The 26321-nt window shown below is 42.0% G+C and carries 24 protein-coding genes and 1 riboswitch; of the genes, 20 read left to right on the top strand and 4 right to left on the bottom strand.

What is annotated here, in order from left to right; genetic code table 11:
• The first annotated feature begins 1 nt into the window (after position 1).
• The 19 genes from ACIQZD_RS04820 to ACIQZD_RS04730 all read left to right on the top strand — a co-directional run bounded on the left by ACIQZD_RS04820 (position 2) and on the right by ACIQZD_RS04730 (position 22388).
• Positions 2-1267 (top strand): Glu/Leu/Phe/Val family dehydrogenase, encoded by a 1266-nt coding sequence (locus ACIQZD_RS04820; RefSeq protein WP_260358427.1) that lies wholly within the window; start codon positions 2-4, stop codon positions 1265-1267.
• 35 nt (positions 1268-1302) lie between these two features.
• A complete protein-coding gene (locus tag ACIQZD_RS04815) occupies positions 1303-1557 on the top strand; it encodes a biotin/lipoyl attachment domain-containing protein (RefSeq protein WP_076364404.1) in 255 nt (84 codons plus the stop codon).
• Between the two features lie 261 nt (positions 1558-1818).
• Positions 1819-3183 (top strand): sigma-54 interaction domain-containing protein, encoded by a 1365-nt coding sequence (locus tag ACIQZD_RS04810; RefSeq protein ID WP_402899940.1) that lies wholly within the window; start codon positions 1819-1821, stop codon positions 3181-3183.
• Positions 3184-3424: 241 nt separating this feature from the next.
• The gene (gene brnQ, locus ACIQZD_RS04805) at positions 3425-4756 is read left to right on the top strand and encodes a branched-chain amino acid transport system II carrier protein (protein WP_402898798.1); all 1332 of its coding nucleotides are present in this window, start codon (positions 3425-3427) and stop codon (positions 4754-4756) included.
• Between the two features lie 95 nt (positions 4757-4851).
• Positions 4852-6477: an amidohydrolase gene (locus ACIQZD_RS04800; protein WP_402898795.1), complete on the top strand. Its 1626-nt coding sequence runs from the start codon at positions 4852-4854 to the stop codon at positions 6475-6477.
• Between the two features lie 258 nt (positions 6478-6735).
• Entirely contained in the window at positions 6736-7911 is a 1176-nt protein-coding gene (locus ACIQZD_RS04795) for a M20 family metallopeptidase (RefSeq protein WP_402898792.1), read from the top strand.
• 465 nt (positions 7912-8376) lie between these two features.
• Positions 8377-9048 carry a DUF975 family protein gene (locus ACIQZD_RS04790; protein ID WP_402898789.1) on the top strand — a complete coding sequence of 224 codons (672 nt, stop codon included), beginning with the start codon at positions 8377-8379 and terminating at the stop codon, positions 9046-9048.
• A 124-nt stretch (positions 9049-9172) separates the two neighbouring features.
• A complete protein-coding gene (locus ACIQZD_RS04785) occupies positions 9173-9352 on the top strand; it encodes a DUF4083 domain-containing protein (protein WP_241665139.1) in 180 nt (59 codons plus the stop codon).
• A gap of 576 nt (positions 9353-9928) precedes the next feature.
• Entirely contained in the window at positions 9929-11164 is a 1236-nt protein-coding gene (locus tag ACIQZD_RS04780; protein ID WP_402899937.1) for a cytochrome P450, read from the top strand.
• A 305-nt stretch (positions 11165-11469) separates the two neighbouring features.
• Positions 11470-12120: a phosphatase PAP2 family protein gene (locus ACIQZD_RS04775; protein WP_402898786.1), complete on the top strand. Its 651-nt coding sequence runs from the start codon at positions 11470-11472 to the stop codon at positions 12118-12120.
• Between the two features lie 83 nt (positions 12121-12203).
• Positions 12204-12815 (top strand): DedA family protein, encoded by a 612-nt coding sequence (locus tag ACIQZD_RS04770; RefSeq protein ID WP_137023866.1) that lies wholly within the window; start codon positions 12204-12206, stop codon positions 12813-12815.
• Between the two features lie 178 nt (positions 12816-12993).
• Positions 12994-14631 carry a spore germination protein gene (locus ACIQZD_RS04765; RefSeq protein ID WP_402898781.1) on the top strand — a complete coding sequence of 546 codons (1638 nt, stop codon included), beginning with the start codon at positions 12994-12996 and terminating at the stop codon, positions 14629-14631.
• The gene (locus tag ACIQZD_RS04760) at positions 14621-15847 is read left to right on the top strand and encodes a Ger(x)C family spore germination protein (RefSeq protein ID WP_402898779.1); all 1227 of its coding nucleotides are present in this window, start codon (positions 14621-14623) and stop codon (positions 15845-15847) included. Before ACIQZD_RS04765 ends, ACIQZD_RS04760 begins: the two co-directional genes overlap by 11 nt.
• A 21-nt stretch (positions 15848-15868) precedes the next feature.
• Positions 15869-16987, top strand: a complete 1119-nt coding sequence (locus ACIQZD_RS04755; RefSeq protein WP_402898774.1) for a GerAB/ArcD/ProY family transporter — start codon at positions 15869-15871, stop codon at positions 16985-16987.
• A 19-nt stretch (positions 16988-17006) separates the two neighbouring features.
• Positions 17007-17237: a YczF family membrane protein gene (locus ACIQZD_RS04750; protein ID WP_402898771.1), complete on the top strand. Its 231-nt coding sequence runs from the start codon at positions 17007-17009 to the stop codon at positions 17235-17237.
• 171 nt (positions 17238-17408) lie between these two features.
• Positions 17409-20618 (top strand): DEAD/DEAH box helicase, encoded by a 3210-nt coding sequence (locus tag ACIQZD_RS04745; protein WP_402898768.1) that lies wholly within the window; start codon positions 17409-17411, stop codon positions 20616-20618.
• 208 nt (positions 20619-20826) lie between these two features.
• Positions 20827-21309, top strand: a complete 483-nt coding sequence (locus ACIQZD_RS04740; protein ID WP_402898765.1) for a DUF2975 domain-containing protein — start codon at positions 20827-20829, stop codon at positions 21307-21309.
• Positions 21310-21319: 10 nt separating this feature from the next.
• Entirely contained in the window at positions 21320-21541 is a 222-nt protein-coding gene (locus ACIQZD_RS04735) for a helix-turn-helix domain-containing protein (RefSeq protein ID WP_101223077.1), read from the top strand.
• A 55-nt stretch (positions 21542-21596) separates the two neighbouring features.
• A complete protein-coding gene (locus tag ACIQZD_RS04730; protein ID WP_402899933.1) occupies positions 21597-22388 on the top strand; it encodes a DUF817 domain-containing protein in 792 nt (263 codons plus the stop codon).
• 165 nt (positions 22389-22553) lie between these two features.
• Here the strand turns inward: ACIQZD_RS04730 and ACIQZD_RS04725 are convergent, their stop codons facing one another.
• The 3 genes from ACIQZD_RS04725 to ACIQZD_RS04715 form a co-directional block, all read right to left on the bottom strand.
• Positions 22554-22868 (bottom strand): DMT family transporter, encoded by a 315-nt coding sequence (locus ACIQZD_RS04725; protein WP_202311672.1) that lies wholly within the window; start codon positions 22866-22868, stop codon positions 22554-22556.
• On the bottom strand, positions 22868-23209 hold the full coding sequence (locus ACIQZD_RS04720) for a DMT family transporter (RefSeq protein WP_402898760.1): 342 nt from the start codon (positions 23207-23209) through the stop codon (positions 22868-22870). Before ACIQZD_RS04720 ends, ACIQZD_RS04725 begins: the two co-directional genes overlap by 1 nt.
• Before the next feature lie 67 nt (positions 23210-23276).
• Positions 23277-23377, bottom strand: a riboswitch (guanidine-I (ykkC/yxkD leader).
• A 207-nt stretch (positions 23378-23584) separates the two neighbouring features.
• Entirely contained in the window at positions 23585-24556 is a 972-nt protein-coding gene (locus ACIQZD_RS04715; protein WP_402898757.1) for a DMT family transporter, read from the bottom strand.
• A 505-nt stretch (positions 24557-25061) separates the two neighbouring features.
• On the opposite strand from ACIQZD_RS04715, the gene ACIQZD_RS04710 reads away from it, so the two are divergent.
• On the top strand, positions 25062-25346 hold the full coding sequence (locus tag ACIQZD_RS04710) for a transition state genes transcriptional regulator AbrB (RefSeq protein ID WP_350299833.1): 285 nt from the start codon (positions 25062-25064) through the stop codon (positions 25344-25346).
• Between the two features lie 59 nt (positions 25347-25405).
• Here the strand turns inward: ACIQZD_RS04710 and ACIQZD_RS04705 are convergent, their stop codons facing one another.
• Positions 25406-25843 carry a GNAT family N-acetyltransferase gene (locus ACIQZD_RS04705; RefSeq protein WP_402898754.1) on the bottom strand — a complete coding sequence of 146 codons (438 nt, stop codon included), beginning with the start codon at positions 25841-25843 and terminating at the stop codon, positions 25406-25408.
• Positions 25844-26321 lie beyond the last annotated feature (478 nt).

The raw sequence follows: 26321 nt of genomic DNA, 5'->3' as shown, positions 1-26321 counted from the left end.
ATTGAGTACAACAGTCAAAGAAGAAAAAGAAACTGCCAGCTTGCTTGATTCAACACAGGTCGTAATCAAGGAGGCGCTGGATAAGCTTGGCTATTCTGAAGAAGTGTTCGAGCTTTTGAAGGAACCTCTTCGGATGCTGACCGTCCGGATTCCAATCAAGATGGATGACAATTCAACGAAGATTTTCACTGGATACCGTGCACAGCACAACGATGCTGTCGGTCCGACGAAAGGCGGAATCCGTTTTCATCCTGAAGTCGATGAGGAAGAAGTCAAGGCACTTTCAATGTGGATGAGTTTGAAATGCGGAATCGTGAATCTGCCATATGGCGGAGGAAAAGGTGGCATCATCTGTGATCCGCGCCAAATGTCCATCGGTGAATTGGAAAGGCTTAGCCGTGGATACGTTCGGGCAATCAGCCAAATAGTGGGGCCGACTAAAGATATTCCGGCCCCGGATGTTTATACGAATTCACAAATCATGGCATGGATGATGGACGAATACAGTAGAATAAGAGAACACGATTCGCCTGGTTTCATTACAGGCAAGCCACTGGTACTGGGCGGTTCACACGGTAGGGAAAAGGCGACGGCACAAGGTGTCACCATCTGTATCGAGGAAGCGGCAAAGCGTAAGGGCATAGAATTGAAAGGTGCACGCATCATCGTCCAAGGGTTTGGGAACGCAGGAAGCTTTTTGGCCAAATTCATGCATGATGCTGGTGCGAAAGTGATTGGCATATCGGACGCATATGGTGCCATCTATAAACCGGATGGTCTGGATATCGATTACTTACTTGATAAAAGGGATAGCTTTGGAACGGTAACGACACTATTCGATAATACAATCACCAATCAGGAACTTCTGGAACAAGATTGTGATATTTTAGTGCCTGCTGCCATTTCCAATCAAATCACCAAAGAAAATGCACATCTTATCAAAGCCCAAATTGTTGTGGAAGCAGCTAATGGACCTACCACTTTGGAGGCAACCAAGATCTTGACGGAACGCAATGTGCTTCTCGTACCTGATGTATTGGCAAGTTCAGGCGGTGTGACAGTTTCTTACTTTGAATGGGTTCAAAATAATCAAGGTTATTATTGGGAAGATGCAGAAGTCCAAACCAAATTAAAAGAGTTATTGGTCAATTCATTTAATCAAGTATATGAAATGTCCGAGACAAGAAAAGTGGATATGAGGCTAGCAGCGTATATGGTGGGTGTCAGAAAAATGGCAGAAGCCTCGATATTCCGTGGCTGGGTATAAGCTAGCCAAATAATGGAGAGTGGAGGAGTGATTCCGTGTTAAAACCGATTCATACCATCGAGTGTGCTCAGGATGGGACCGTCGAACAAGTTTACGTTCAAAAGAATTCCTATGTTTATGAATGGGAGAGGCTCTTTTTAGTGAAAACGGAGGATGGGAAATTGATTGATGTTTCAATAGGTGCCAGTGGTCACATTACTGAAATTAATGTTTCGGCAGGGGATCCTATAAATAGAAAGCTTCCTTTAGCTTTGCTCCAAGACGATTTTGTTATAACTGGCTCTGATTGATTATAGGAAAGAGGGTGTTCCAAAGGCGGAAGCGATTTCTGCTTTGGGATGCTCTTTTTTTGTTGTGATCATTTATATGGTGATGACAAGCCAGGAAAAAGTTTGAAAAGAAAAAACGCCCTGTTTCATGGTAAAATATCAGAATGATTGGACAATGCACCAAGCAGTTCCAAACCAAGAAGCTACAAAGTGAATGGACCGATATGCGGAGATTGTCAGGGTTTGAATATGTAAAGTTGAGAGGAGGCTGGAAGGGTGAATATGAATGTGGATATATTCAGGAGATTATCCGATTTTGATAATGTTTTGGTCGTAGATGATAAAGGGATTATCATTTTTTATGATATGGCAGATTTAAATGTCCTTATAGAGCTTGGGATAAGGCCGGAAGAATTCATGGGGAAGAGTGTCACTTCCTTTTATAAAAATATCACGAACGAAAATAGTACGCTGATGAATGTGTTAAGGACGGGAAAACCGTTATGTAATATAAAACAAGAGATGATCACCAAAACGGGAGAGGTCATCGAAACGATCAATTCCACATTTCCGATAGCCGAAAACGGTAAAATAATTGGAGCCGTAGAATTCTCTAAGCGTTTCTTTTCCAAGGATGCCATTCAATATTTGGACAAATATTCGAGCCATAAAATCTTCAGGAGAAATAATACCGTTTATACGGTCGATGATATTATCACGGTTAACCCTAAAATGGAAAGCATTAAAGATAAACTTGGAAGAATTGCGTTAACGACCTCAAATATTTTGATCGTTGGGGAAACGGGCACAGGGAAAGAACTTATCGCTCAGGCGATCCATAATTTAAGCGATCGATTTGGAAAGCCCTTCATTTCACTTAACTGCAGTGCGGTCCCTGCTAGTTTATGGGAAAGCACTTTGTTTGGTACGAATAAGGGGAGCTTCACCGGATCGGAAGACATGCCGGGTCTATTCGAACAGGCGGAAGGCGGAACTTTATTTCTGGATGAAATCAATTCCCTGGATATGAATCTTCAGGTGAAGCTTCTGAAGGCGATTGAAGAGAAAACGATAAGAAGACTGGGCGGGAAGAAAAATATCCGCTTGGACATCAGGGTGATTTCAGCAACGAATGAGGTCCCGGATATTTTACTGGCGGAGAAGCGGTTGCGGGAAGATTTATTCTATAGAATTGGTGTCGTGCAGATTGACTTGCCAAACTTGATGGAAAGAAAAGAGGATATAGAAGTCCTTGTTGATCATTATCTGAATTTTTACAACAATGCGATGAATATATATATTGATGGTGTTCAGGATGAAGTGCTGGAGTGTTTCAAAAGATATCCATGGCCAGGGAATATCAGGGAATTGAAAAATGCGGTCGAGACGGCATATAATCATGTCCAGTCCAGTAGGATCACCCTTGATGATATTCCTGGAAGAATCAGAGATTATACCGAAGCTCCAATGGCTAATAACAACAGTCTTAATGTGGATTCATTAAAAGATGCGGTTCAGCAATATGAAAAAGAGATCATTGTGCGTCAGTTGAAAAATACGAATGGGAAAATGGCGGAATCTGCCAGACAGCTTGGTATCTCCAAACAATTATTGAAATATAAAATGGAAAAACATAAATTGCGGTAAAAATTTTTTTACGCTAGAGGGAAAAATTTCACCACTTTTATTGGATTTTGATAATCAAAGGGTCACGATTCTAGACGCTAAATAGAATCGTGACCCTTTTTTGCCTTGTGTTTAGCGTCATATGCAAGTAACGTTAAAAATAATTAAAATATTGTTAAGGTTGGCACGGCATTTGCTTATATAAGTGATAGGCGTATTAATAGCTGGTTTCATTTAGTGATAAAAAAATAGAGGTGAATGGATGAATAAAAACAAGATAGTACGTGACAGCCTTATTTTTGGTTTTGCTTTATTTGCCGTATTTTTTGGGGCTGGCAATCTGATTTTTCCTCCGTCGATCGGACTTGCATCAGGGTCGGATTGGCTTCCGGCGCTAGCGGGCTTCATTCTTACGGGAATTGTACTCCCTATACTGGGAGTTGTGGCGGTCCTGAATTCAAAAGGGAAATTTGAAGAACTGACAAGGCCGATCAGCACTTGGTTTTATAAGGTATTCAATCTGGTCGTCATGATTGGGATTGCGATGCTCGTCACTGTACCCAGGACGGCCGCTACGACCCATGAGATGGGGGTACATACATTATTCCCGAATGTACCTTCTTTCGTGACGATGGTCGTTTTCTTTGGATTGAATTTTTATTTTGCCAGCGATCGATCCAATCTCATTGATAAAGTCGGACAAGTGCTAACGCCTGCTCTGTTCGCCATTCTTCTTTTTATCGTCATCAAAGGCACTATCGATCCATTGGGGGCGCCTGTAAATACGGAAATTCAAAATCCGTTTGGCCACTCGTTTTTTAGTGCCTATCAGACGGGTGACGTGTTCACGGGCCTTCTTTGTGCCTCGGTTTTCATTGGCTCGATTGCAGCAAAGGGATATGCGGAACCTTCCAGAATGAAGCAAGTGGTCATGAATGGAACCATCGTGGCAGGTTTGGGATTGCTCATCATATACGGAGGACTTCTATATATAGGTGCTACAGGAAGCGGATTATTCCCTTATGACATGGAGAGTGCGCAGTTGGTGACGGGCCTGGTTTATAAACTGCTTGGGGATTACGGCACCATTGCTTTGGCTATAGCGGTTTCATTAGCGTGCCTTACCACCTCAATTGGAATAACCGCTTCAATAGCAGATTTCCTTAGCGGGTTGACGAAACAAAAAGTGAGTTACCGCAATTGGGTAATCGTCGTTTGTGCCACTGGAGTGTTGATGGGGCTAATGGGTGTCGAAAAGATCATCGACTACTCCGTACCGTTATTCATGGGAATTTACCCTGTTTCGATTGTGATTGTCTTACTTGGCGTTTTCCGCAGATACATACCAAACGCGGGAGCCTATAAGGGGTCGATCCTGGCCACTTTCATCATCAGTTTATGCGAAACATTGGAAAGCATCGGTATCCATATGGGATTCATGAATGATTTCATTTCCATCATTCCATTCAGTTCATATGGTTTTGCATGGCTGATTCCAGCCGTACTGGGATCCGTCGTGGGAACGTTCATTCACGGAAAACAGGCTCAGGAAATTCCTTCAAGCCCCATGAATGGCGAAAACCATTCATCTTAAATGTTGTGAAACGACATAAGGTTTAAATATGGAAGGATGAAGTTAAGTTTGAACTTTCATCATGTTGGATTTTACTAATTAAGGAGAGAGAAAGTATGAATGAAAATAAACGAAATATGAAGTTTATTTATATAAATGGAAAAATATTTACATCGAATCCAAAACAACCTTATGCGAGTGCCATGGTTGTTCGTAATGGGCGCATCGAGTGGGTTGGAGAACAGTCAGAGACAGACGGATTGAATGGGGAACGGATTGATCTACAAGGGCGGCGGGTGCTTCCCGGACTAATTGATGCACATCTGCATCCGCTATTTTTAGCTAAGGCAGCCAAGCAAATTCCATGTATGCCTCCTGTCGTTGAATCGATTGAGGATTTGATCAAGGCCGTTCGTGAACAGTGTGAATCCCAAAATTCAGGGGATTGGATTGAAAGCTGGGGATATGATGAAGGGAAATTGATGGAAGGGAGGTCCCCTTCACGCTACGATCTGGATAGGGCGACGACGGAAGTCCCTGTGGTCATAACCCGGACCTGCGGCCATATAATTGTCGTGAACAGCAAGGCATTGGAATTGGCGGGAATTACAAAGGACACGCCAAATCCAGCAGGGGGAGAGATTGACAGGGATTCAGAAGGGGAGCCGACCGGAATATTACGGGAAAATGCTAAAGAACTGATCAATAAAGTGATGCCGGTTCAAACATTCGAAGAAGAAACAGATACTCTCGCCGAACTGAGTCCCCAATTATTAGCACATGGGATTACTGCAATCACTGAACTCCTGGCAAGGACCAAGCCGATCGATTACTTGGATATGTATAGGGCTGCGAGCGAAAAGGGCTTAAAGCAACGTACAGTTTTATACTATATTTGGGAAGATATGAAGAATGATATGATCCTGGATAAGGGTAAAACAAACAGAGAAAGCCAGAATCATATCGGTGGGGTTAAGTTATTCTCGGATGGCAGCGTGTCGGGGCAAACCGCGTGGGTCGACCCGCCATTTTTAGGAGAAGAAAAGAACCAGGGCATACAGATGACCTCAGAGGCGGAGTTGTTAAGTGCAGCTGAGGCAGCCAGGGAAAACAATATTCAATTGGTCATACATGCAATGGGGGAGCAAGCGATCGATATGATCGTGAATACCTTTTACGGAAAAACGGGATGGATCGCGGATGGTCCATCAATAAGAATCGAACATGCAGCCATGCCTACAAAGCAAGCACTTAAGCGAGCAGCTGAAACGGGTATCGCTTTTGTTCCCCAACCAATCTTCTTATATGCCGAAATCGAAAGCTACCTTAATAATCTAGGTGCAGAACGCACAAGGCAAACGTACCCCATCCAATCCATGTTAAAGGCAGGCATAAAGCTGGCATTCTCTTCCGATGCACCTGCAACGGCGTGGGTTGATCCGGTCAATCCGTTCGTTGGAATCAAGGCAGCCGTCACGCGAATTGCCTATGACGGTACGGACACCGGTCAGGATCAGCGTGTGGATGTACCTACCGCGATTACACTCTACACGCGGGCCGCTCAGGAGATAACGAGAATCCCGGATGTCGGGCAGCTCACTCCCGGCTATCATGCAGACTTCATTGTGCTTGACCAGGATATTTTGGCGATAAGACCGGAGGAAATCGATAGGATTACAGTGGAAGAAACCTATATGGGCGGTTCTTTGGTTTATCAAAAAGAAAAGACGATAAATAAATAGAAGAAATAGGGACGAAAAGGGAGCGGATTTCCTTTTCGTCCCTTTCGTTTCTTAGTACGGTGTTCAATAGTAGTAAAAAATATTTTACGCTAGAGGGTAAAAAATTTACACTTCCATGGTGTATAAGGCGCAAAGGGTTTGCTGTATCCTATTTTTCAAGGAGCGGGAAGGGTAATCCGGAAAATTAATAATTGGCACATAACTTGCTGATTACTAGATAGATAGATCTTATTGTTCATATTTGAGGAGGAAATGGTCATGCAAAGTTTGAAATTATATCCGGAAATAAAAAGTGTAAGGGAAGATGTGATTGCTTGGCGGCGTCATCTTCACCAGCATCCGGAATTATCTTATCAAGAGGAGAAGACATCGCAATTCGTATACGAAACTCTGTTGTCATTTGGAAACCTGGAAGTTACACGTCCGACAAAATACAGTGTGATGGCCCGCTTGATTGGTTCCCAACCGGGGAAAACATTGGGCATCCGTGCAGATATGGATGCGCTGCCGATTGAGGAAGAGAATTCTTTCGATTTTAAATCCCGAACACCAGGTGTCATGCATGCTTGCGGTCATGATGGACATACGGCGATGCTTCTTGGTACGGCGAAAATCCTTTCCGGAATGAAAGATAGCCTGAAAGGTGAAGTCCGCTTCTTTTTTCAGCATGCCGAAGAGTATTTTCCTGGGGGAGCGCAGGAAATGGTCGATGCAGGCGTTATGGAAGGTGTGGATATCGTGATTGGAGCCCACCTCATGTCCACCTTTGAAGTCGGGAAAGTTGGCATCGTGTATGGACCGATGATGGCAGCGCCTGATGGTTTCTTCCTGACCATTAAAGGAAAGGGAGGCCATGGTTCTGCACCTCATGAAACGATTGACAGCATCGCGATCGGGGCCCAGGTCGTTACGAATCTTCAATATATCGTGTCCCGCAATACAGATCCGCTCGACAACTTGGTTCTGTCCATTGGAAAGTTCGTTGGAGGGGAAGCGGCCAATGTCATTGCAAACTCCGTAGAGATAAGCGGGACGGTTCGAAGTTTTGATTTGAAATTCCGTGAATCCATGCCAATTCTTATGGAAAGGGTCATCAAAGGCATTACGGAAGCTCATGGTGCCTCGTATGAATTTAACTATCTAACTGGATATCGACCAGTCATAAATGACAATGAAGTCACCAAGCACATTGAAGAAACTGTCCGTGAAGTTTATGGAGAACAGGCTATCGACCATCAGAAACCGACGATGGGGGCTGAGGACTTTTCGGCTTTTCAACAGAAGGCACCTAGCAATTATTTCTTGATAGGAGCTGGGAATAAGGAAAAGGGAATAACCTATCCCCACCATCATCCGCGTTTTACTTTTGACGAAGATGCCATGGAATACGGTGTTAATATTTTTATCCATGCTGTTCGTAAGATTTTAGGATAGAATCCAAGGGGCAAATTACTGGAGAACATTAGAAATCCTTGCCGGGAAGGAAAAAAGAACTAGAATGTACATTACCCAAGATTTATGAAAGCACCTTCGCTGACCGTACGCTTAATTGGGTATGGTTACGCGAAGGTTTTTTCAATTGGAAGGAATTAAATGGTTTTGTGGCACTGAAAATGATTGATGGCATATTGTCATATTCGCTTTCATAAACTGTTACAAGCCAATAACCAAGGCCAGAAAGGAGTTGATCATGGTTGCTCGAAACCGATTCAACCGCTTTTCTTTATCCGTGTGTGCTTTCTAGGAAATTAAGCCCACGGCTAGAAATATTATGTTAAAATACAACATGAGATTTAAACATCAAAAAAATAGTGGTTTTTCTTAATTCAACCAGATTTGACAATAAAATGGTGAATATTCAGAATTCCACTGTTTAAAAAAGGGGAGTTAAATAAGAGTATGAGAATCTCAGAATTAAAAAGGAACGCCCTTAAGTCGTTGGGAGGTAAATGGGGAGTAACTGTATCGCTAATGTTGCTTCTGTTCTTGATCAACATCATTTTGCCTTTTATTGTCGAAGTGATCGGAAGCGGTGGGTTTTCACAATGGCTCATGCAGGAAGAAACACCGATATGGTCTGATATCTTCAGCCTAGTCTTTACCATTGCATTAATCCCGCTTACCATTTCAACCACTTGGTTCTACCTGAATTTGGTTAGGGAAGGAAACCCTGATATTCCAGAAGTATTTGCTATCTATAAAGAAGGAAAAACCTCTTTCAAGCTTATTGGTGCATCCATCTTACAAGGTATTTTCATTTTTTTATGGTCATTATTATTAATCATTCCGGGTATCATTAAAGGCATCGCCTATTCGCAGCTGTTTTTCTTATTGAAGGATCATCCTGAATACACGGTGCTTGAAGGCATTACAGAAAGCAGAAAAAGGATGAAGGGCTTGAAATGGAAGTATTTCCTTATGCACCTAAGCTTCATCGGATGGGGCATCCTTTGCATGTTCACGCTGGGAATTGGTTTACTATGGTTGATTCCTTATGCAGGAACAACAATGGCTGCATTTTATAATGAATTAATTGTGCCTCAAGATGACGATCAACAATTAGAGGTATAAAAGATCAACCGATAGCAACTGGCTATCGGTTTTTTTATTCCCGATTCCCCTTAAAAAGGTTAAATTGTTCATTTTGCCTGGTGTATAATAGAATATTGAGAATGCCATTTAGGGGGATTACATAGTGAGTGGGTATAATATTGCGGATCTGGTATACCAATTGTTTTGCCTTGTATTTCTTATCCTGATCATCGTGGGAACCGTATCCCTTTTCCGTTCAATCAAGCACCGTAAAACCAGACTGGATATCATGGAAAAGAAGATGGATGATTTGCATGAACTGATTAAAAGGGGCAAAAATTGACGGCTACAGTGCAGCCGTTCAGACTGTAGACAAACTCGAAGAAAAGCGAGTTTGCCTGCAGTTTTTTTATTTGAAAAACGTTCCAGTTGATTGGGGCGGGTGTTCGAGACTCCTGCGGGAAAAGCGTGGCCAAGGGAGACCCCACAGGCGCAAAGAGTGACGAAGAGGCTCCCGGACCGCCCGCGGAAAGCGAGTGCCTGGAGTGGAAATCTACGTAAAATAATTTATACTGAAATAACTTAGTGAAAGGACTTTCACCGAATTTGAAAATGAGGATTGGATTTTAAGCTTCAATTGAGAGACATAAAAAAATTGAAAAAGAAAGGGAATTGTCAAAAATAAGCAGTTTTACATAGGGGAGTTGGGATTGTGGGGCAAATTTCATGTAAGGCTGCTGGTATGGAAGATGCATGGTTTGTTGCGGGATTTTACCCTATAATGGAATAGATGTGTATTTAAGGATTTGGTGAAAAAGTCTATCAGGAATGCTCGACCCTTTAACAAATCGACTGAGATGGTAATGCTGAACATTCGATCCTTTTGTTATGTAACTTTTAAGAAGTGGGAGGAGTCGGTATCATGAAAGAAGTTATTGCAGTAAAAGAAATTACTAGGTTTAAAACACGGACGGAGGAATTTAGTCCGTACGCTTGGTGTAAACGGATGTTAGAAAATGACCCGGTGAGTTATCACGAAGGAACGGATACGTGGAACGTTTTTAAATATGAAGATGTGAAGCGGGTTCTCAGTGATTATAAACATTTTTCAAGTGTACGGAAACGGACAACCATATCGGTTGGAACGGATAGTGATGAAGGTTCTGTGCCTGATAAAATCAAAATCACTGAAGCGGATCCACCTGAGCATAGAAAACGCCGTTCACTGCTGGCCGCAGCATTCACACCTAGAAGTCTTCAAAACTGGGAACCTCGCATTCAGGAAATTACGGATGAGTTGATTGGACAAATGGATGAGGAAACGGAAATCGATATTGTGCAATCATTGGCGAGTCCGCTTCCGATCATTGTCATGTCGGATTTGATGGGCGTTCCCTCGAAAGATCGTTTATTGTTTAAGAAATGGGTGGATACCTTATTTCTTCCTTTTGATAGAGAAAAACAAGAAGAAGTAAATGAATTGAAGCAAGTGGCAGCAAAAGAATACTATCAGTATTTGTATCCGATTGTTGTGCAAAAACGATTAAACCCGGCGGATGATATCATTTCAGATCTATTGAAGTCAGAAGTGGATGGGGAAATGTTTACGGATGATGAGGTTGTCCGGACGACCATGCTGATTTTAGGGGCCGGGGTCGAGACAACAAGTCATTTACTGGCCAATAGCTTTTATTCCCTGCTATATGATGACATAGAAGTTTATCAAGAGTTACATGAAAACCTGGATTTAGTTCCGCAGGCGGTCGAAGAAATGCTCCGATTCCGATTCAATCTTATTAAATTAGATCGCACCGTAAAGGAAGATAACGATCTATTGGGAGTGGAATTGAAAGAAGGGGATAACGTGGTTGTTTGGATGAGTGCAGCTAATTTGGACGAAGAGATGTTTGAAGACGCCTTCACCCTTAATATCCACCGCCCTAATAATAAGAAGCATCTAACCTTCGGAAATGGCCCTCATTTCTGTCTGGGAGCGCCGCTAGCCAGGCTGGAAGCAAAGATTGCGCTTACTGCATTCCTGAAGAAATTCAAGCGGATTGAAGCGGTGCCATCCTTCCAGTTAGAAGAGAATCTTACCGATTCAGCGACCGGGCAAACTTTGACATCACTACCGCTTAAGGCTAGCCGTATTTAAAAAACGAAAAACCTTGTGCACTAACCTGCATAAGGTTTTTTTCTTTTTAGTAGGGACGCATGGATACATGTTGATTGGCACCCGTTAAATCAATTGATGTACCTGAAGTCGTCAGGAAATCTTATAGTAACCTGAAGTTGAGGTGACAATGAAGAATGGAGTAGTATGATAAAGTAGGAAATTTTGTGCCGAGGCAAATTCCTGAATTCGGTTGGCGGGCGATTACACTCACCATGCAATGAAGAAGATATGATAAAATGGAAATTTCCATAGAATCGGTTTTAAATAAGTGAAAGGATGTTATTATGAAATTAAAGCAGCAATTAACCATTGCCTTTATAGTAAGTGTACTTTCTTTAATCGGGTTCAGTTTCATGGCATTTACCATAAGTGCAAATGAATACCTGAAATTTGATGAAGATGTGATTTCCTTGGTGCAGGGATGGGAGTCGCCTCTTCTGACTGACATCATGAAGTTCTTTACCTACATAGGTTCAACCGTTTCCCTGATCATACTTTCCTTGATCATTTTGTTTTTCTTATATAGGGTTTTGAAGCATCGTTTGGAATTGGTCTTATTCACTGCAGTCATGGTTGGTTCACCTCTTCTCAATTTGATGGTTAAGCTATTGTTTCAACGCACCCGGCCCGATTTACATCGACTCATCGAAATAGGGGGGTACAGTTTCCCTAGTGGACATGCCATGAATGCATTTTCTTTATACGGTATTCTTACATTTTTGCTATGGCGTCACATTACAGCTAGGTGGGCAAGGATTCTATTGATTCTGATCAGCATGATGATGATTCTCTCGATAGGTATTAGCCGTATATACTTGGGGGTCCATTATCCTAGTGATATCATTGCCGGATATTTGGCGGGTGGTTGTTGGATCGCGATTGCCATTTGGTTTTTCCAAAGGTATCAAGACCGCCGGAAGAACAAAGATCGTTAATAAAGGGAGCAAGATTATTGCAAGTTAAGCAGCCGGCGGGTAACAAGTAAGCTGTTGATTCAAGAAAGTTAGGAGCGTATTAAATGGAAAACTGGATTACGGAATTCATGAATGATTTTGGGTATATAGGAATCTTTCTATTAATAGCATTGGAAAATATTTTCCCGCCTATCCCGTCAGAGGTCATTCTTACTTTTGGCGGCTACATGACAACAAAAGCGGATATGACGATTATCGGCGTCGTGATTGCTGCGACTATAGGGTCAGTGGCAGGGGCAGTCGTCCTTTATGGAATTGGTTTACTTCTTGATGTTAAGGTTATTGAAAAGTTCGTGGAAAGATGGGGCCATATTCTTAGGTTAACGGTATCGGACGTCCATAAGGCGAATTCATGGTTTGACAAGTACGGGGCATGGACCGTGTTTTTCTGCAGGCTGGTTCCGTTGATCAGAAGCTTGATCTCAATTCCTGCAGGCATGTCCCATATGAGCTTTTGGCTCTTTCTGCTTTACACAACATCCGGAACATTAATTTGGAACATCATATTAGTCAATATCGGGGCAGCTGTTGGGTCTTCCTGGGAAGATATAGTAGGATATATGGACATTTATTCAAACATCGTTTATGCGATATTGGCTTTGTTATTGATTATTTTCGTTGTTTTGATTTTTAGAAGGAATAAAGGGAAAGTATAATTTAGAGTTTAGTTGATTGGGCGTTATAATCGGCACTTCATTACATAACGGAAAATAACCGCCAAAGGCTGTCATTGCGACAGCCTTTTTCTTATGGAAGGAAGTAGGCTGAACTCAGAATAAAGGGGGAATGCTTTGGGCAAAATGAGTGAAACGAAAAAGGAATGAGGTTCGGAATATGGCTTCTTTTTTCAAACAAAAGAGACAAGTAAAGCAACGTGAAAAGAAAAAGGAAGATGAAGGTCAATCCAAAAGCAAAACGCCAATTTATATTGAAAGTTCCCTTTCTGCCAATCTGGAAATCGTGAAGAAAAAGACGGGGAAAAGTCCCGACATCATTATCCGAACGTTGAAAATCGGTCAAAATCCGGAGATAAAAACAACTATTTTGTATGTGCAGGGTCTGATTGATAATCCTAGCGTAACGGACTTTTTAATTGAATCAATCATGAAAAATTCTCACCTATCAAAAAACATACTTCCACTGGAAGCATTGGAAATTATCTCTGAGGACGTGGTTTCCCTCGGTGGCGTAGAAAGGGTCACGGACTGGGAAAAACTATTTTTGACATTATTATCAGGGGACAGCATCATTTTTGTTGATGGAGTAAACATCGCCCTGGTTGCCAGTACAAGAGGAGGAGAGAAGCGCTCGATTCAGGAACCGAGCACGCATTTGACTGTCCGGGGATCTAGGGAAGGGTTTACGGAATCGAATGGAACGAACATCGCCATGTTACGCCGCATCATCAATACCCCGGACTTATGGATAGAGTCGATGAAAATAGGCACGGTGACAAAAACGGACGTTTCCATCATGTATATAAATGGAATTGTCAGGGAAGGGATTGTCGAGGAGGTCAAGAAGCGCTTAAATCGAATTAACATCGATAGCATTCTTGAATCAGGATATATTGAACAATTGATAGAAGACCAGGTCATGACCCCATTCCCAACCCTTAACCATACAGAAAGACCGGATATGGTTGCGGGAAATCTTCTGGAAGGAAGAGTGGCGATATTCGTTAATGGAACGCCTTTCGTCTTGGTGGCCCCGGCAATATTCGTACAGTTTTTTCAATCTGTCGAAGACTACTATAATCGCTTTGACATTGCTTCTGCCACACGTTTTTTACGAATCATCGTTTTCATCATCTCGATAGTCGGGCCGGCTGTCTATGTTGCCGCCACGACTTTTCATCAGGAAATGATTCCAACGAAGTTGCTGGTCATTGTAGCGGCCCAAAGGGAAACGGTTCCTTTGCCTGCCGTCGTTGAAGCGCTACTTATGGAAATGACCTTTGAAATATTACGGGAAGCAAGTCTTCGGATGCCAAAGGCCGTTGGTTCGACGATGTCCATTGTCGGGGCACTGGTCATTGGGCAGGCGGCCGTCCAGGCTGGTATCGTATCGCCGGCAATGGTCATCATCGTCTCGATCACGGCGATCGCCAGTTTTGCAACCCCTTCTTATGCCATAGCAATATCTGCCCGCATTGTCCGGTTCGGTTTCATCATTTGTGCCGGCACATTAGGTTTTTATGGGATGATTTTAGCCTTTATCATTCTCATCGTCCATTTATGCAGCCTGCGTTCACTTGGAGTTCCTTATATGACTCCGCTCGCACCTCTGAATCCTGAAGGGCTGGGCGACACATTCTTCAGAAGACCGATGTGGGCATTCAAGGAAAGGCCAAAATTTTTAACCAACGAAAATAATCTGATAAGGGAAGGCGAAAATCAAAGACCATTGCCTCCTGAATCGCGCGGAATGAAAACTTCTGACGAGAAAAAAGGTGAAGGCAATGAATCGTAAAAGATTAGTTCCGCTCTTGATGATGTTGATCGCCACCACATTCACTACTGGCTGCTGGGATAAAACAGAGTTAAATGAAATGGCCATCGTCTCGGCGGTTGGACTCGATAGAAATAAAGAAGGAAAGTTAGTGGGAACGTTCCAAATCATTAATCCAAGCAATGTAGCGGGAGCTCTTCAGGGAGGCGGCGGAACAAATCCACCGATATCCATTTATAGAGCCACTGCAAATAATGTGCTTGAACTGGATAGTATCGCTTCAACTAAAATCTCCCGAGATATGTATTTTGCCCATGCCAACCTGGTTGTCATCGGTGAGGAACTAGCAAAAGAAGAGGGTCTCAACGATATTATTGATGCATTTGAGCGCTCACCGGAATTCAGGGCAACTACGAGGATTGCGATTGCCCGGGGTGTGAAAGCAAGGGATATTGTCGAAACGTTAACTGCAATCGATAAGGTATCTGCTGAAAAAGTCATTAGGACAATTGAAACCACTGAAAAAACCCAGGGGAAAAGTATTAGCATCAATCTCCAAGAGGTGATCAAGAATCTGCTTAGTACCGGAAAAGAACCGATAATAAGCGGTTTTACCGTGAAAGGAAACACAGGTAAAGAGGATAAAATGGAGAATACCATGTCCTCGGATATTGAGGCAAACCCTAATGCAGCGGGAATTGGTGTTTTTAAAGATGGCAAATTGATTGACTGGCTGGATGGCGATAAGGCAATAGGATCAATGTGGGTAATGGATAGGATCGAAAATACCCATTTAAACCTTGATTGGGAGGGTAAAAAAGACGCAATCACCTATTCAGTAATTCGCCAAAAAACCAACATTGGGACAAAATTGGAAAACGGCAAACCGAAAATATCGATAAAGGTCCGTGCAGAGGGAGATATCCGGGAGGTGAATGTTCCTTTGAATCTAACCGATATGCATGTTCTGATAGATATTGAAAAGAAGTTAGCGAAAGAATTGAAGAAGGAGATGGAAGATGCGATTGTTCGGGCACAAAAAAATAAATCCGATATTTTTGGTTTTGGGGAGCTCATGCACGAATCCCATCCGAAAGAATGGAAGAAGTTGGAGAAGAATTGGGACAATGATTCTTTTCCTAAACTGGAAGTAGATGTGCAAGTGGAAACTTTCATTCGCCGTACCGGATTACGTAATAAGCCATTTCTTTCAAATTTAAAAAAGAAAGATCAATAATGGAAAGGAAGTGGCATCCTCATGGAAAAGGCAAAAATCAGCGGTTACCAGCTGTTCGTCCTTATTTTCCTATTTGAAATGGGCAGTGCACTTTTGGTTCCGCTTGCAGGTGAAGCCAAGCAGGCTGCTTGGCTAGTCATCCTTATTGCGATGATAGGAGGATTTTTATTATTTTTCATTTATTATGGCCTTTTTCAATACTACCCTGAGCAGCTGTTAACAGAGTTTGTAAAACAGATATTGGGGAATTTTCTAGGCAGGATCGTAGCTTTTCTATACATCCTTTATTTCATCTATCTTTCTGCAAGGGTGCTGAGGGATTTCGGAGATACGCTGCTTACTTTTGCCTATCCTCATATTCCGTTATTTGTCGCGAACGCTGCATTCATTTTAGTCGTGGTGTATACGGTCCGTAAAGGGATAGAAGTATTGACGAGGACGGGGGAACTATTCTTTGTCTTGGAGAATTTACTTTTAATGACCTTCATGCTTCTGATTATTGCTTCAGGCATGATCCATTTAAACAACTTAAAACCCATTTTTGAAATGAGCGGTCCAGAGATGGTGAAAATGGCTTTCACTAAAACCGTATTTTTTCCATTTGGCGAGATCATAGTGTTTTTAATGATTTTTCCTTATTTGAATGAACCTCAGCGACTGAAAAAAATTGGGATAGGGAGCTTGGCGACAAGCGGTATTTTTCTCGCGATAATAATGGCTGTAAATATTGCTGTACTTGGTGTGGACCTTACGACCCGTTCGCAATACCCTCTTCTTACCCTCATTCAGTCAATAGAGGTCGCTGGCTTTCTTGAACGTCTCGATGTGTACTTCTTGTTTTTGTTGATGATTGGCGGGTTCATCAAGATATGTGTATTTACTTATGTAGCGGTAACGGGTACGGCGAATGTTTTCAATGTTAAACAGCCCTCCAGACTTGCATACCCTGTTGGCATGGTCATTTTATTGATTTCGATTATTATGGCAAGCAGCTATACGGAACATATCCATGAAGGGCTAGATGCCGTACCAAATTACATCCATCTGCCATTTCAGGTGATCATTCCGTTGCTTCTCTTGATCATTGCCTTTTTTAAGAATCGAAAAAAAAGGAAGACAAGCACCAAAAAAAGTTCCTAAAAGGTGGAATTGATGAGAAATGAAAATCTTTGGTATTACAGTTTTGATCCTAGCCCCTTTAGTGGTCATATCTTTAGGTATGGATATTCTAATGGGATTTGATTTGGATAATTCAATCAAGCATGCCTTTAACCCATTTTTGGTGAAGGATCCCGCTGAACTTATCCTTTTTCTCATTCTTCTTGCATTCCTTGTGTTCAGCTTCTTTTATCGAAAAAAAAAGAAAGGCAACACCAAAGGACAACAATGATGGTGCAAATTCCCCTTGCTGAAATAGAGATGAACTCCGAATATGGGAGTTTGTCTTTTTGCTTTTTTCCACCCTGTAAACGCATTTCATAGTATGATGATTAAATGAGCTTAATTTTTAGCGTAATGTAAAATCACTCAACAAAAAAACCCCCGGGAGGAGGACGGCAATTTGGATATCAAATTGAATCAAAAAATCATAAAAGACATGTGCGGGGCCGTCTCCTTCAAAAGAGGGGAAGCTTTTCATCGTGCCAATAAAGTGAAATTTGAAAGCTACCGTCATGATGGTTGTGAAGCAACAGTTAAAGGCAAGGAAGACTTCCATGTCACGATCGAGGCGGATGCTGTCGGCGGTTTTCAGACAAAATGCAGCTGTCCTACGCTAGCTTCCTTCCATCGGGATTGCCAGCATATTGCAGCCGTCCTGATGTCGGTTTACGACCATCAGCAAGGTGGAACGATCCCTGAGGGCCTGCATTCAACCGGTTCTGATGCTTCAGCCAATAAGAAGCTGTCAGAGGGCTTGCTGACCCTTTTCGATAATCAGCCTGTCCGCAAAAGCGGTCATCAGCGCCACTTTGAAAAAAGAAAGGTGCTTGAAGCAGAGTTTACGTGCAAATCAGTATGGTTGGGCACGGAACAATATATGTTAGGACTGGAAATGAAAATCGGTTCTTTCAATGTGTCGAATATCCGGGATTTCCTGAAGCGCGTTAAAGACGGAAAACCTGCCGAAGTGTCCCATTCATTTATATATGACCCGGTATTGCATTGTTTTCAGAATGAAAATGATTCCGTGCTTCAGGAGCTCATTACAGTAATATCGGATGAAAAAGTCTATGTTGACGCCCTGACGGATAAATCCGAATATACATTGGACAATCACTTATTACTCTTGCCTCCATCTTCTTTTCAAAGGCTTGTCCCCATCCTTGAAGTAGCGCCATTGGTGAAGCTTTCCCATGGGGGCCATACATTCAATGGCTTTCGTTTATTAAATGGACCGCTTCCTTTACAGTTTGACTTTTCCGAAAGCACGGTCAAAGGGTATCAACTGAAAATTAATGGATTGCATGAGATGATTATCATGAATGCATACAAACTTGTTCTATTTAAAGGGAAATTGGTTCAGCTCCAAAATGAGGATTGCCAGCGCCTTTCTGAGTTAAAGCAAATGATGGAGGATTCGGGAATGAATCAAATTCCAATCCACCATGACCAGCTGGAACTATTCCTGGACAAAGTGGTACCAGGTTTGAAAAGACTCGGTGAAGTCCATATAGCAAGATCCATCACCGAATTATTTTTGAAGACACCGCTTGTTGCAAAGCTATACTTGGATCGCGTAAAAAACAGGCTGCTAGCGGGGCTGGAATTCCACTATGAAAATATTGTGATCAACCCTTTGGAAAAGCAGGAGTCCAAGGTTATAAGGGATGTTGAGAAGGAGTCGGAGATACTGAAGCTGATGGAAGATAGCCAGTTTGCCAAGACGGACGGCGGCTATTTCTTGCATAATGAAGAGTTGGAGTATGAGTTTTTGTACCACATCGTTCCGAAACTCCAAAAGTTGGTACAAATTTATGCCACGACGGCAGTAAGAAACCGGATTTCCCGTGGAAATGCTGCACCGAGAATTAGGGTGAATATCAAAAAAGAACGTACTAATTGGCTCGAATTCAAATTTGAAATGGATAATATCCCAGATAAACAAATTCGTGAGGTCTTAGCAGCGCTTGAAGAAAAGAGGAAGTACTTTCGTTTAAGGAATGGATCGCTGCTTTCCCTTGAAACAAGGGAATACGAGGAAATCAATCGTTTTCTGAATGCATTGCCTGTACAGGATGAAGACCTGGAGAGCACGCTGAATATGCCATTCGTAAAAGGGCTTCAGCTCCTTGATTCCGTGAATGACAGCCAGACATTCACAATGGAGGAGTCATTCCGTCAGTTTTTGGATAACATTGGGAATCCAGGCTCCTTGGAGTTCACGGTGCCAAATAGTCTAGTCCCGATCTTGCGCGAGTATCAAAAAAACGGCTATAAATGGATGAAAATACTTGCCCAATACGGTTTTGGCGGAATTCTTGCTGATGATATGGGACTGGGAAAAACACTGCAAAGCATCGCGTTCATTTTATCCGAGCTGCCTGACATCCGTGAGAAAAGGGTTCCGGCGCTTATTGTCTGCCCATCATCATTGACCTACAATTGGCTGAACGAATTCACCAAATTCGCTCCAGACATACAAGCCGTCGTCGTTGATGGCGACAAGACGGAAAGGACGAAGCTGCTTAAGGAAACAAAGGATGTGGATGTAGTGATCACCTCTTATCCATTGCTCCGGAAAGACATCGCGTCGTTTGAAAAGCAGGACTTCCATACGGTGTTTTTCGATGAGGCACAGGCCTTTAAGAACCCAGTGACACAAACCGCACGAGCGGCCAAGAAGATCAAAGCGGCACATCGCTTCGCGTTGACTGGTACGCCTATCGAGAATTCACTAGAAGAGCTCTGGTCCCTTTTCCACGTCGTATTCCCTGAACTATTCATGGGGTTAAAGGAGTATAGCAATCTCTCAAGGAAGCAGATTTCCCGCAGGATCCGCCCATTTTTGCTGCGGAGAATGAAAGAGGACGTGCTAGGTGAACTTCCGGAAAAAATCGAGTCGCTGGAATCGATGGAACTGCTTCCTGATCAGAAGAAACTGTACGGCGCCTATCTGGCGAAGCTGCGGCATGATACGCTGAAACACCTGGATAAGGACACCCTCCGGAAAAATCGGATCAGGATCCTCGCTGGCCTGACCCGGCTTCGGCAAATATGCTGTCACCCCGCCTTGTTTGTTGACGGATATAAAGGCAGTTCAGCTAAATATGAGCAACTGATGCAAATTGTCGAGGAATCGAAGCATTCTGGAAGACGGGTGCTGATTTTCTCGCAATTTACAAAAATGCTTCAAATTATCGGCAGGGATTTGGCCATGAAGGGACAACCTTTTTTCTACCTGGATGGACAAACCCCATCAAAGGAACGTGTGGAAATCTGCAATCGATTTAATGCAGGAGAGCGGGATATATTCCTCATTTCATTGAAAGCGGGAGGTACGGGTCTCAACCTGACGGGTGCCGATACAGTCATTCTATATGACCTTTGGTGGAATCCGGCAGTTGAAGAACAAGCTGCGGACCGTGCCCATCGAATGGGACAGAAGAATGCGGTTCAAGTCATCAAACTTATTGCCCGTGGCACAATCGAAGAAAAAATGAATGAACTTCAAGAGAAAAAGAGACATCTTATTGAAGAAATCATCGACCCTGGAGACAAATCGTCGTCTGCACTTACAGAAGAGGATATCAGGGAAATATTGATGATATAAGGGTTCAGCTGAAGGTAATCTTAGTAATGAATTGAATAGTTCAGTTATGGAGCATTCCTTTGTAATGAGGAATGCTTCTTTTATTTTTAAAAGAGAAAAGGATATTTCGATAACAATAATAATATAATAAAAAACAACAATGTTTTATTGTAAAACGATAAAATGTGTGTTAAATTCAAATTGATAAAAAATAAATGAGGTGCTAATTATGAAACAAGTGTCAACGACCTTTTTGAAGATAGCCGTTATTCTTATTGGAATGCCGGTTCTTGCTTTGTGCATCTTTGTGGTGCCTGAGATTGCGAATTTTGCAGCAGAATTATATCCGGATATGACTTATTTGAAATATCTCGTTTTAATCGATTTGTATGCATCGGCGATACCTTTTTACTTTGCTCTATATCAAGCCTTTAAACTTTTAAGCTATATTGACAAGAACAAAGCTTTCTCGGAATTATCTGTAAGAGCTTTAAAGACTATAAAAAATTGTGCAATCACAATCAGCAGCTTGTATGTGGTAGGAATGCCGCTCTTTTATCTCATGGCGGAGATGGACGACGCCCCAGGCATCATAGTAATCGGATTGGTCGTCATTTTTGCTTCAATGGTGATTGCAGTCTTTGCTGCTGTTCTTCAAAGGCTTTTGCAAGAGGCCATCGATATAAAATCAGAAAATGACTTAATAGTCTGAGGTGAATAACATGGCAATTATAATCAATATTGATGTGATGCTGGCTAAAAGGAAAATGAGTGTTACAGAGCTTTCTGAGAGGGTTGGAATAACGATGGCTAACCTTTCCATATTGAAAAACGGCAAGGCAAAAGCGATTCGATTATCAACTTTAGAGGCGATTTGCAAGGCGTTAGAATGTCAGCCCGGAGATATTTTAGAATACCGGAATGATGAAGACACCCAAGGATAATGGTAAAGGGGAGTAAAACATGAATTTAACCATTAAAAAAATGGAGACACCAATCATGCGGGCACTAAAACAACTCGTTCGGTTTGGTTGGGAGCAGGCCCTGTCATGTTTGTTTCCTGCCGTTATTTTTGCCTCTTTGGCTATTACAAAATTCATTCCGCTTCCCTTCCTGCCGCGGTATGATTGGCTGCTCATCATCTGCCTTCTGATGCAATGGTGGATGGTGCGTTCCGGGCTTGAAACACGGGATGAACTAAAGGTTATCACATTGTTCCACCTTATTGGACTTGCTCTTGAACTTTTCAAGGTACATATGGGCTCCTGGACTTATCCAGAGGAAGGTATCTTTAAAATATTTGGAGTGCCTCTGTATAGCGGATTCATGTACGCAAGTGTAGCGAGTTATCTTTGCCAGGCGTGGAGGAGGTTAAAGGTTGAACTGGTCAAGTGGCCGCCGTTTTCGGTCGTTGTATCTCTTGCAGCTGCGATTTATTTGAATTTTTTCACCCACCATTATTGGATTGATGTTCGTTGGTGGTTATCTGGACTTGTCATCATCGTCTTTTGGCGGTCATGGGTCACATACGAGGTTGGTGGAACTCGATATCGTATGCCAATCGCGCTTTCTTTTGTGCTCATCGGATTTTTTATATGGATAGCCGAAAATATCGCAACATTCTTTGGAGCTTGGGAATATCCAAACCAAACCGACGCATGGAGTCTCGTTCATCTAGGGAAGGTAAGCTCATGGCTCTTATTAGTGATTGTTAGCTTTCTTATAGTAGCGACGCTAAAGCAGGTTAAGGGGAAAGATTCCACTAAGATGGATGCCAATCATTTTTTATAAAATGACTTCACACAAGAAAATAAATAAGTAAAGACGACACATTAATCGATATATCTAAATTGTGTCGTCTTTGTTTTTTCTATGCTTTTATATACTTGATAACATAATGGTAATGCGGTGTCATATTCCGAATTTCTACAATAGCAAAATGACCTTAACTCATTCCTATGAAACAAGTTTTAATCCCACTGCTGCGCCAAGGACCATGGCTATAAAAACGACCCTTCGCCAATCTTTGGATTCCCCATATAATAGCATCCCGATTATCGCTCCGCCTGATGCGCCGATTCCTGTCCAGATAGCATAAGCCGTCCCCATCGGCAAGGATTTCATGGCATAAGCAAGAAAAAGGAAACTTGCTCCAAATCCGATGAATAACAGCAGCAAGGATTGCCAATTACGGTCTTTGTGCAATTTATTTATCATCGCCACCCCAAACATTTCAAATAGCCCCGCTAAGATTAAAGAGACCCAAGCCATTATGATTCATCCCCTTTCTCAGCCTTATCATCAGTCACTAGCTTCAAGCCGATCACACCTGATAATAAGAGCAGGATCAATAGCGTTTTGCTCAGCTTGAAGGATTCTCCAAAGAAAATGATTTCGGAAAAAACGGTACCGGCTGTCCCCATACCGACAAAAACGGCATATACCGTTCCTACAGGAAGCTTCCTGCCAGCCATGATCATCAAGTAAAAACTGATGATGATCGAAATGACCGTTCCAGACCAAGTCCAAAAGTCATCTGCATGTTTTAAGCCAATCACCCAAATTACTTCAAAAAAAGCTGCAATGAATACTTTAATCCAGTTTGTGCTCATGAAATATCGCACCTCCGATTTTATTCTTTACCAAAAAAAAAAGCCCAAGAGATAACTGTTAAACAGTTTCTCCCAGGCTTTTATCCTTCCGTGACACAGCATGCTGTGAGTTTTCTCTCGGACCAGACCAGTAATAAGACGCACTGCGGAACCCTAGAAAACCTTTGACATATGCAATTACCTTTCATTATACATACTTTTTGAACTTACTCAAGGTAAAAGTTTAATGATAAAAAATGGATGGTGAGCTTTTTGCCACTTTAAAAAATCATCAATTTATCATGACCTGTCAATGGAAAAAAAGAACGTAGTCAGTTTCTGTTTTCAGGTCGAAAAAGCCCCGAAATCTTATCCGGGGCTTTTTTGACTTGCTATTCAGGCACTCACTGTCCGTTTCCGGGATGAACCTTCTTTTTTATGTGATACATAGCTATGCAGGATCATTCCCATGATGACGATAAAGATACCGAACCACGATAACGGAGAAGGGATAGGTAAAGATAGGAATAGCAATTCGCCGGCTAGGGCAAAAAGGACCTCCATCGATTGTGTAGCTTCGACTGAAGCTAATTTCTGCATATTTCCACTTACCAAATCGGTCGCTTTGAAAAAAAGGACCGTGGCAATGACACCTGAAAATAGTGCGACCAAAAGGGATTGGAAACTCTGCATCTTCGTCGGCGCCCCTACTGTAAAGAAACCGTACAATGAAAGCAGGAACCAGAATGGCAAACTCGCCAAAGTCATTCCCAATACACGCTGGTAAGCATCCAAACGTCCTTCGGATACTTCCATCATTTTGCGATTTCCCAAAGGATATGCAAACGAGGCGATGACGATTGGAATCACTCCCAACCAAAGATTGGCCATAGAAATATGCTTGGTGTGTTCCAGCTGCATCAGGATGATTCCTAGCAGGATGATCATGGACATGAGGAGACCTTTCACAGAAACCTTTCCTCTTTGCCTTTCGAGCCCATCTTTTGTTTGGATATTTTCAAAAAACAGCGGCGCAAGTAATGCACCCGAAATGATCGTGATTTGCCAAGTGCCGGCGATTAGCCAGCCAGGTGAGTAGGCGGATGCAAAGCATAAAGGAGCATAAAATAACCCAAAACCGACAAAACTCCAAAGCAGCCAAGGACCTGGTTTTTCTCTCATCACTCGTAAAAGGGGACGCAGATTTTTTCTGCTTAATACGATACAAAACAGAAAAGGCACCATAAAGAAATAACGCAGCGAAGCACTCCATATCCAACTGCCGCCAGACAACTCCATGGCCTGATTCAAAACAAACGTAAATGCAAAAAAGAAAGCAGAACAAATACCTAATATAATCGGACGCAATTGACTCACCTCAATCTGTTTTATGAGTCAGTAAGACTCTGGAAGGATGGATGGCAATCGTTTCGGCTTTCTGAAAAATTTTTCAGATATATCCACTGTGTCAAAAGCGGAATGAATTTTCGGAATATTATAAGCGATCAATTTAAATTGTCCTTCAAAAGCAAAAGAAAATCAACAGGATTCTTTTAGACTAGTGAAATTCATTCTCCATGATTCGACATGGATGAAAAGAATGCTTGTTGGAATTAAATGAAGACGTTTCCATTTTAATATTTTGATTAACAAAATATACCAACACCGCAAGCGGAAAACGTTGTTAGGACGTGTGTTATGAAGGAATTACTAATGTTTTATATAAAAATCATATAGAGGCAGATAATATACGAAGATACGAGAATTGACGAATATGGGAGGGAGTGGTATCTTTATAGAAGTGCAAATAATGTCGAATGGTGACGAAATATATAGATGCAACATTCGCAAGAAAGTTAGTGGGGTAAATTATATGAAATCTACAGGTATCGTACGTAAAGTTGACGAATTAGGACGGGTAGTCATTCCAATTGAACTACGCAGAACATTAGGAATTAATGAGAAAGACGCTCTGGAGATTTATGTAGAACAAGAGCGCATCATCCTTCAAAAATATAAACCAAACATGACTTGTCAGGTTACAGGTGAAGTTTCCGATGACAATATGAAACTTGTTGACGGTAAATTAATACTTAGCCCTGAAGGTGCCGAACTTCTAATTAAAGAAATTCAAGCCAGCATGGAAACTGCTAAATAATTAATATGCTAGATAAATAGCATCCAAGTGTAGGGAGGTTTTCCCTACACTTTTTTATATTAAATGGTGAAATAATAAAAATGATTCGATTCACGGACGAAACCATTCTTTTCATAAAGCTTCTGTGCTTTAACATTATCCTTACCTGTCTCCAGTGAAACCCCTTTGGCACCTGTTTCCCGTGCAAAAGTGATGGCCGCGTTCAATAACTCCTCGCCAAATCCCTTTTTGCGGGCGGATTCCCTTACGAATAAATCATTCAATACCCATGAACGCATCATACTGACAGATGAAAAAGAAGGGTATAATTGTACAAAACCAATAGGATTTCCTTCATCATAGGCCATAAAAACCACAGAATCCCCATTTGTCAGTCTTTCTCTTAAAAACTCCCTTGCACGACCAGGATCAGATGCTTGCTCATAAAACACTCTGTATAAATCAAAAAGTTCCGTCAGTGTTTCCAGCTCATGTAATGTAGCCATTTGTACGCTCATAATTGGACCTCCAATTTTAGAATACTCTAAATTTACCATTTAATTATGCTATTCGACAAATTCTGGAACTCATTTTCCAGCCAAAAATCAGAATGGAGCCCCAAAAGGGACCATCCTGATTTTTTTCATCATGTAGAGGGCTATTAAAGCCAAGATGAGCAGTAAACTCACGAGACATAGCGTTTACTCGTGAGTTTAGAGCGAATACTCGTGAGTTTGGTCGATTTACTCGTGAATGAGCATTACTCGCAGAATGAAGCAGCAAACTCAAGAGATATCATCGTTTACTCGTGAGATTAGAGCAAATACTTGTAAGTTTGGCCTATTTACTCGTTAAAATGAAGCAAATACTCGTGAGTTTAGCCGTTTTACTCGTAAAAGGAGCATTATCCATAGAATGAAGCAGTAAACTCACGATATATAGGCGTTTACTCGTGAGTTTAGAGCGAATACTCGTGAGTTTGGTCGATTTACTCGT

Origin of the sequence: Peribacillus sp. NPDC096447 (assembly GCF_044762725.1) — a bacterium.
GTDB lineage: Bacteria > Bacillota > Bacilli > Bacillales > DSM-1321 > Peribacillus.
Note: the sequence above shows the minus strand (reverse complement) of the source record. Positions and strands in the feature narration are given on the sequence as shown.

What these genes read in the sequence shown, in the direction of transcription:
- ACIQZD_RS04810 (WP_402899940.1), top strand. Translation starts at nt 1,819, where the DNA reads ATGAATGTGGATATATTCAGGAGATTATCCGATTTTGATAATGTTTTG.
- brnQ (WP_402898798.1), top strand. Translation starts at nt 3,425, where the DNA reads ATGAATAAAAACAAGATAGTACGTGACAGCCTTATTTTTGGTTTTGCT.
- ACIQZD_RS04800 (WP_402898795.1), top strand. Translation starts at nt 4,852, where the DNA reads ATGAATGAAAATAAACGAAATATGAAGTTTATTTATATAAATGGAAAA.
- ACIQZD_RS04795 (WP_402898792.1), top strand. Translation starts at nt 6,736, where the DNA reads ATGCAAAGTTTGAAATTATATCCGGAAATAAAAAGTGTAAGGGAAGAT.
- ACIQZD_RS04790 (WP_402898789.1), top strand. Translation starts at nt 8,377, where the DNA reads ATGAGAATCTCAGAATTAAAAAGGAACGCCCTTAAGTCGTTGGGAGGT.
- ACIQZD_RS04775 (WP_402898786.1), top strand. Translation starts at nt 11,470, where the DNA reads ATGAAATTAAAGCAGCAATTAACCATTGCCTTTATAGTAAGTGTACTT.
- ACIQZD_RS04770 (WP_137023866.1), top strand. Translation starts at nt 12,204, where the DNA reads ATGGAAAACTGGATTACGGAATTCATGAATGATTTTGGGTATATAGGA.
- ACIQZD_RS04765 (WP_402898781.1), top strand. Translation starts at nt 12,994, where the DNA reads ATGGCTTCTTTTTTCAAACAAAAGAGACAAGTAAAGCAACGTGAAAAG.
- ACIQZD_RS04760 (WP_402898779.1), top strand. Translation starts at nt 14,621, where the DNA reads ATGAATCGTAAAAGATTAGTTCCGCTCTTGATGATGTTGATCGCCACC.
- ACIQZD_RS04755 (WP_402898774.1), top strand. Translation starts at nt 15,869, where the DNA reads ATGGAAAAGGCAAAAATCAGCGGTTACCAGCTGTTCGTCCTTATTTTC.
- ACIQZD_RS04750 (WP_402898771.1), top strand. Translation starts at nt 17,007, where the DNA reads ATGAAAATCTTTGGTATTACAGTTTTGATCCTAGCCCCTTTAGTGGTC.
- ACIQZD_RS04740 (WP_402898765.1), top strand. Translation starts at nt 20,827, where the DNA reads ATGAAACAAGTGTCAACGACCTTTTTGAAGATAGCCGTTATTCTTATT.
- ACIQZD_RS04735 (WP_101223077.1), top strand. Translation starts at nt 21,320, where the DNA reads ATGGCAATTATAATCAATATTGATGTGATGCTGGCTAAAAGGAAAATG.
- ACIQZD_RS04730 (WP_402899933.1), top strand. Translation starts at nt 21,597, where the DNA reads ATGCGGGCACTAAAACAACTCGTTCGGTTTGGTTGGGAGCAGGCCCTG.
- ACIQZD_RS04725 (WP_202311672.1), bottom strand. Translation starts at nt 22,868, where the DNA reads ATGGCTTGGGTCTCTTTAATCTTAGCGGGGCTATTTGAAATGTTTGGG.
- ACIQZD_RS04720 (WP_402898760.1), bottom strand. Translation starts at nt 23,209, where the DNA reads ATGAGCACAAACTGGATTAAAGTATTCATTGCAGCTTTTTTTGAAGTA.
- ACIQZD_RS04710 (WP_350299833.1), top strand. Translation starts at nt 25,062, where the DNA reads ATGAAATCTACAGGTATCGTACGTAAAGTTGACGAATTAGGACGGGTA.
- ACIQZD_RS04705 (WP_402898754.1), bottom strand. Translation starts at nt 25,843, where the DNA reads ATGAGCGTACAAATGGCTACATTACATGAGCTGGAAACACTGACGGAA.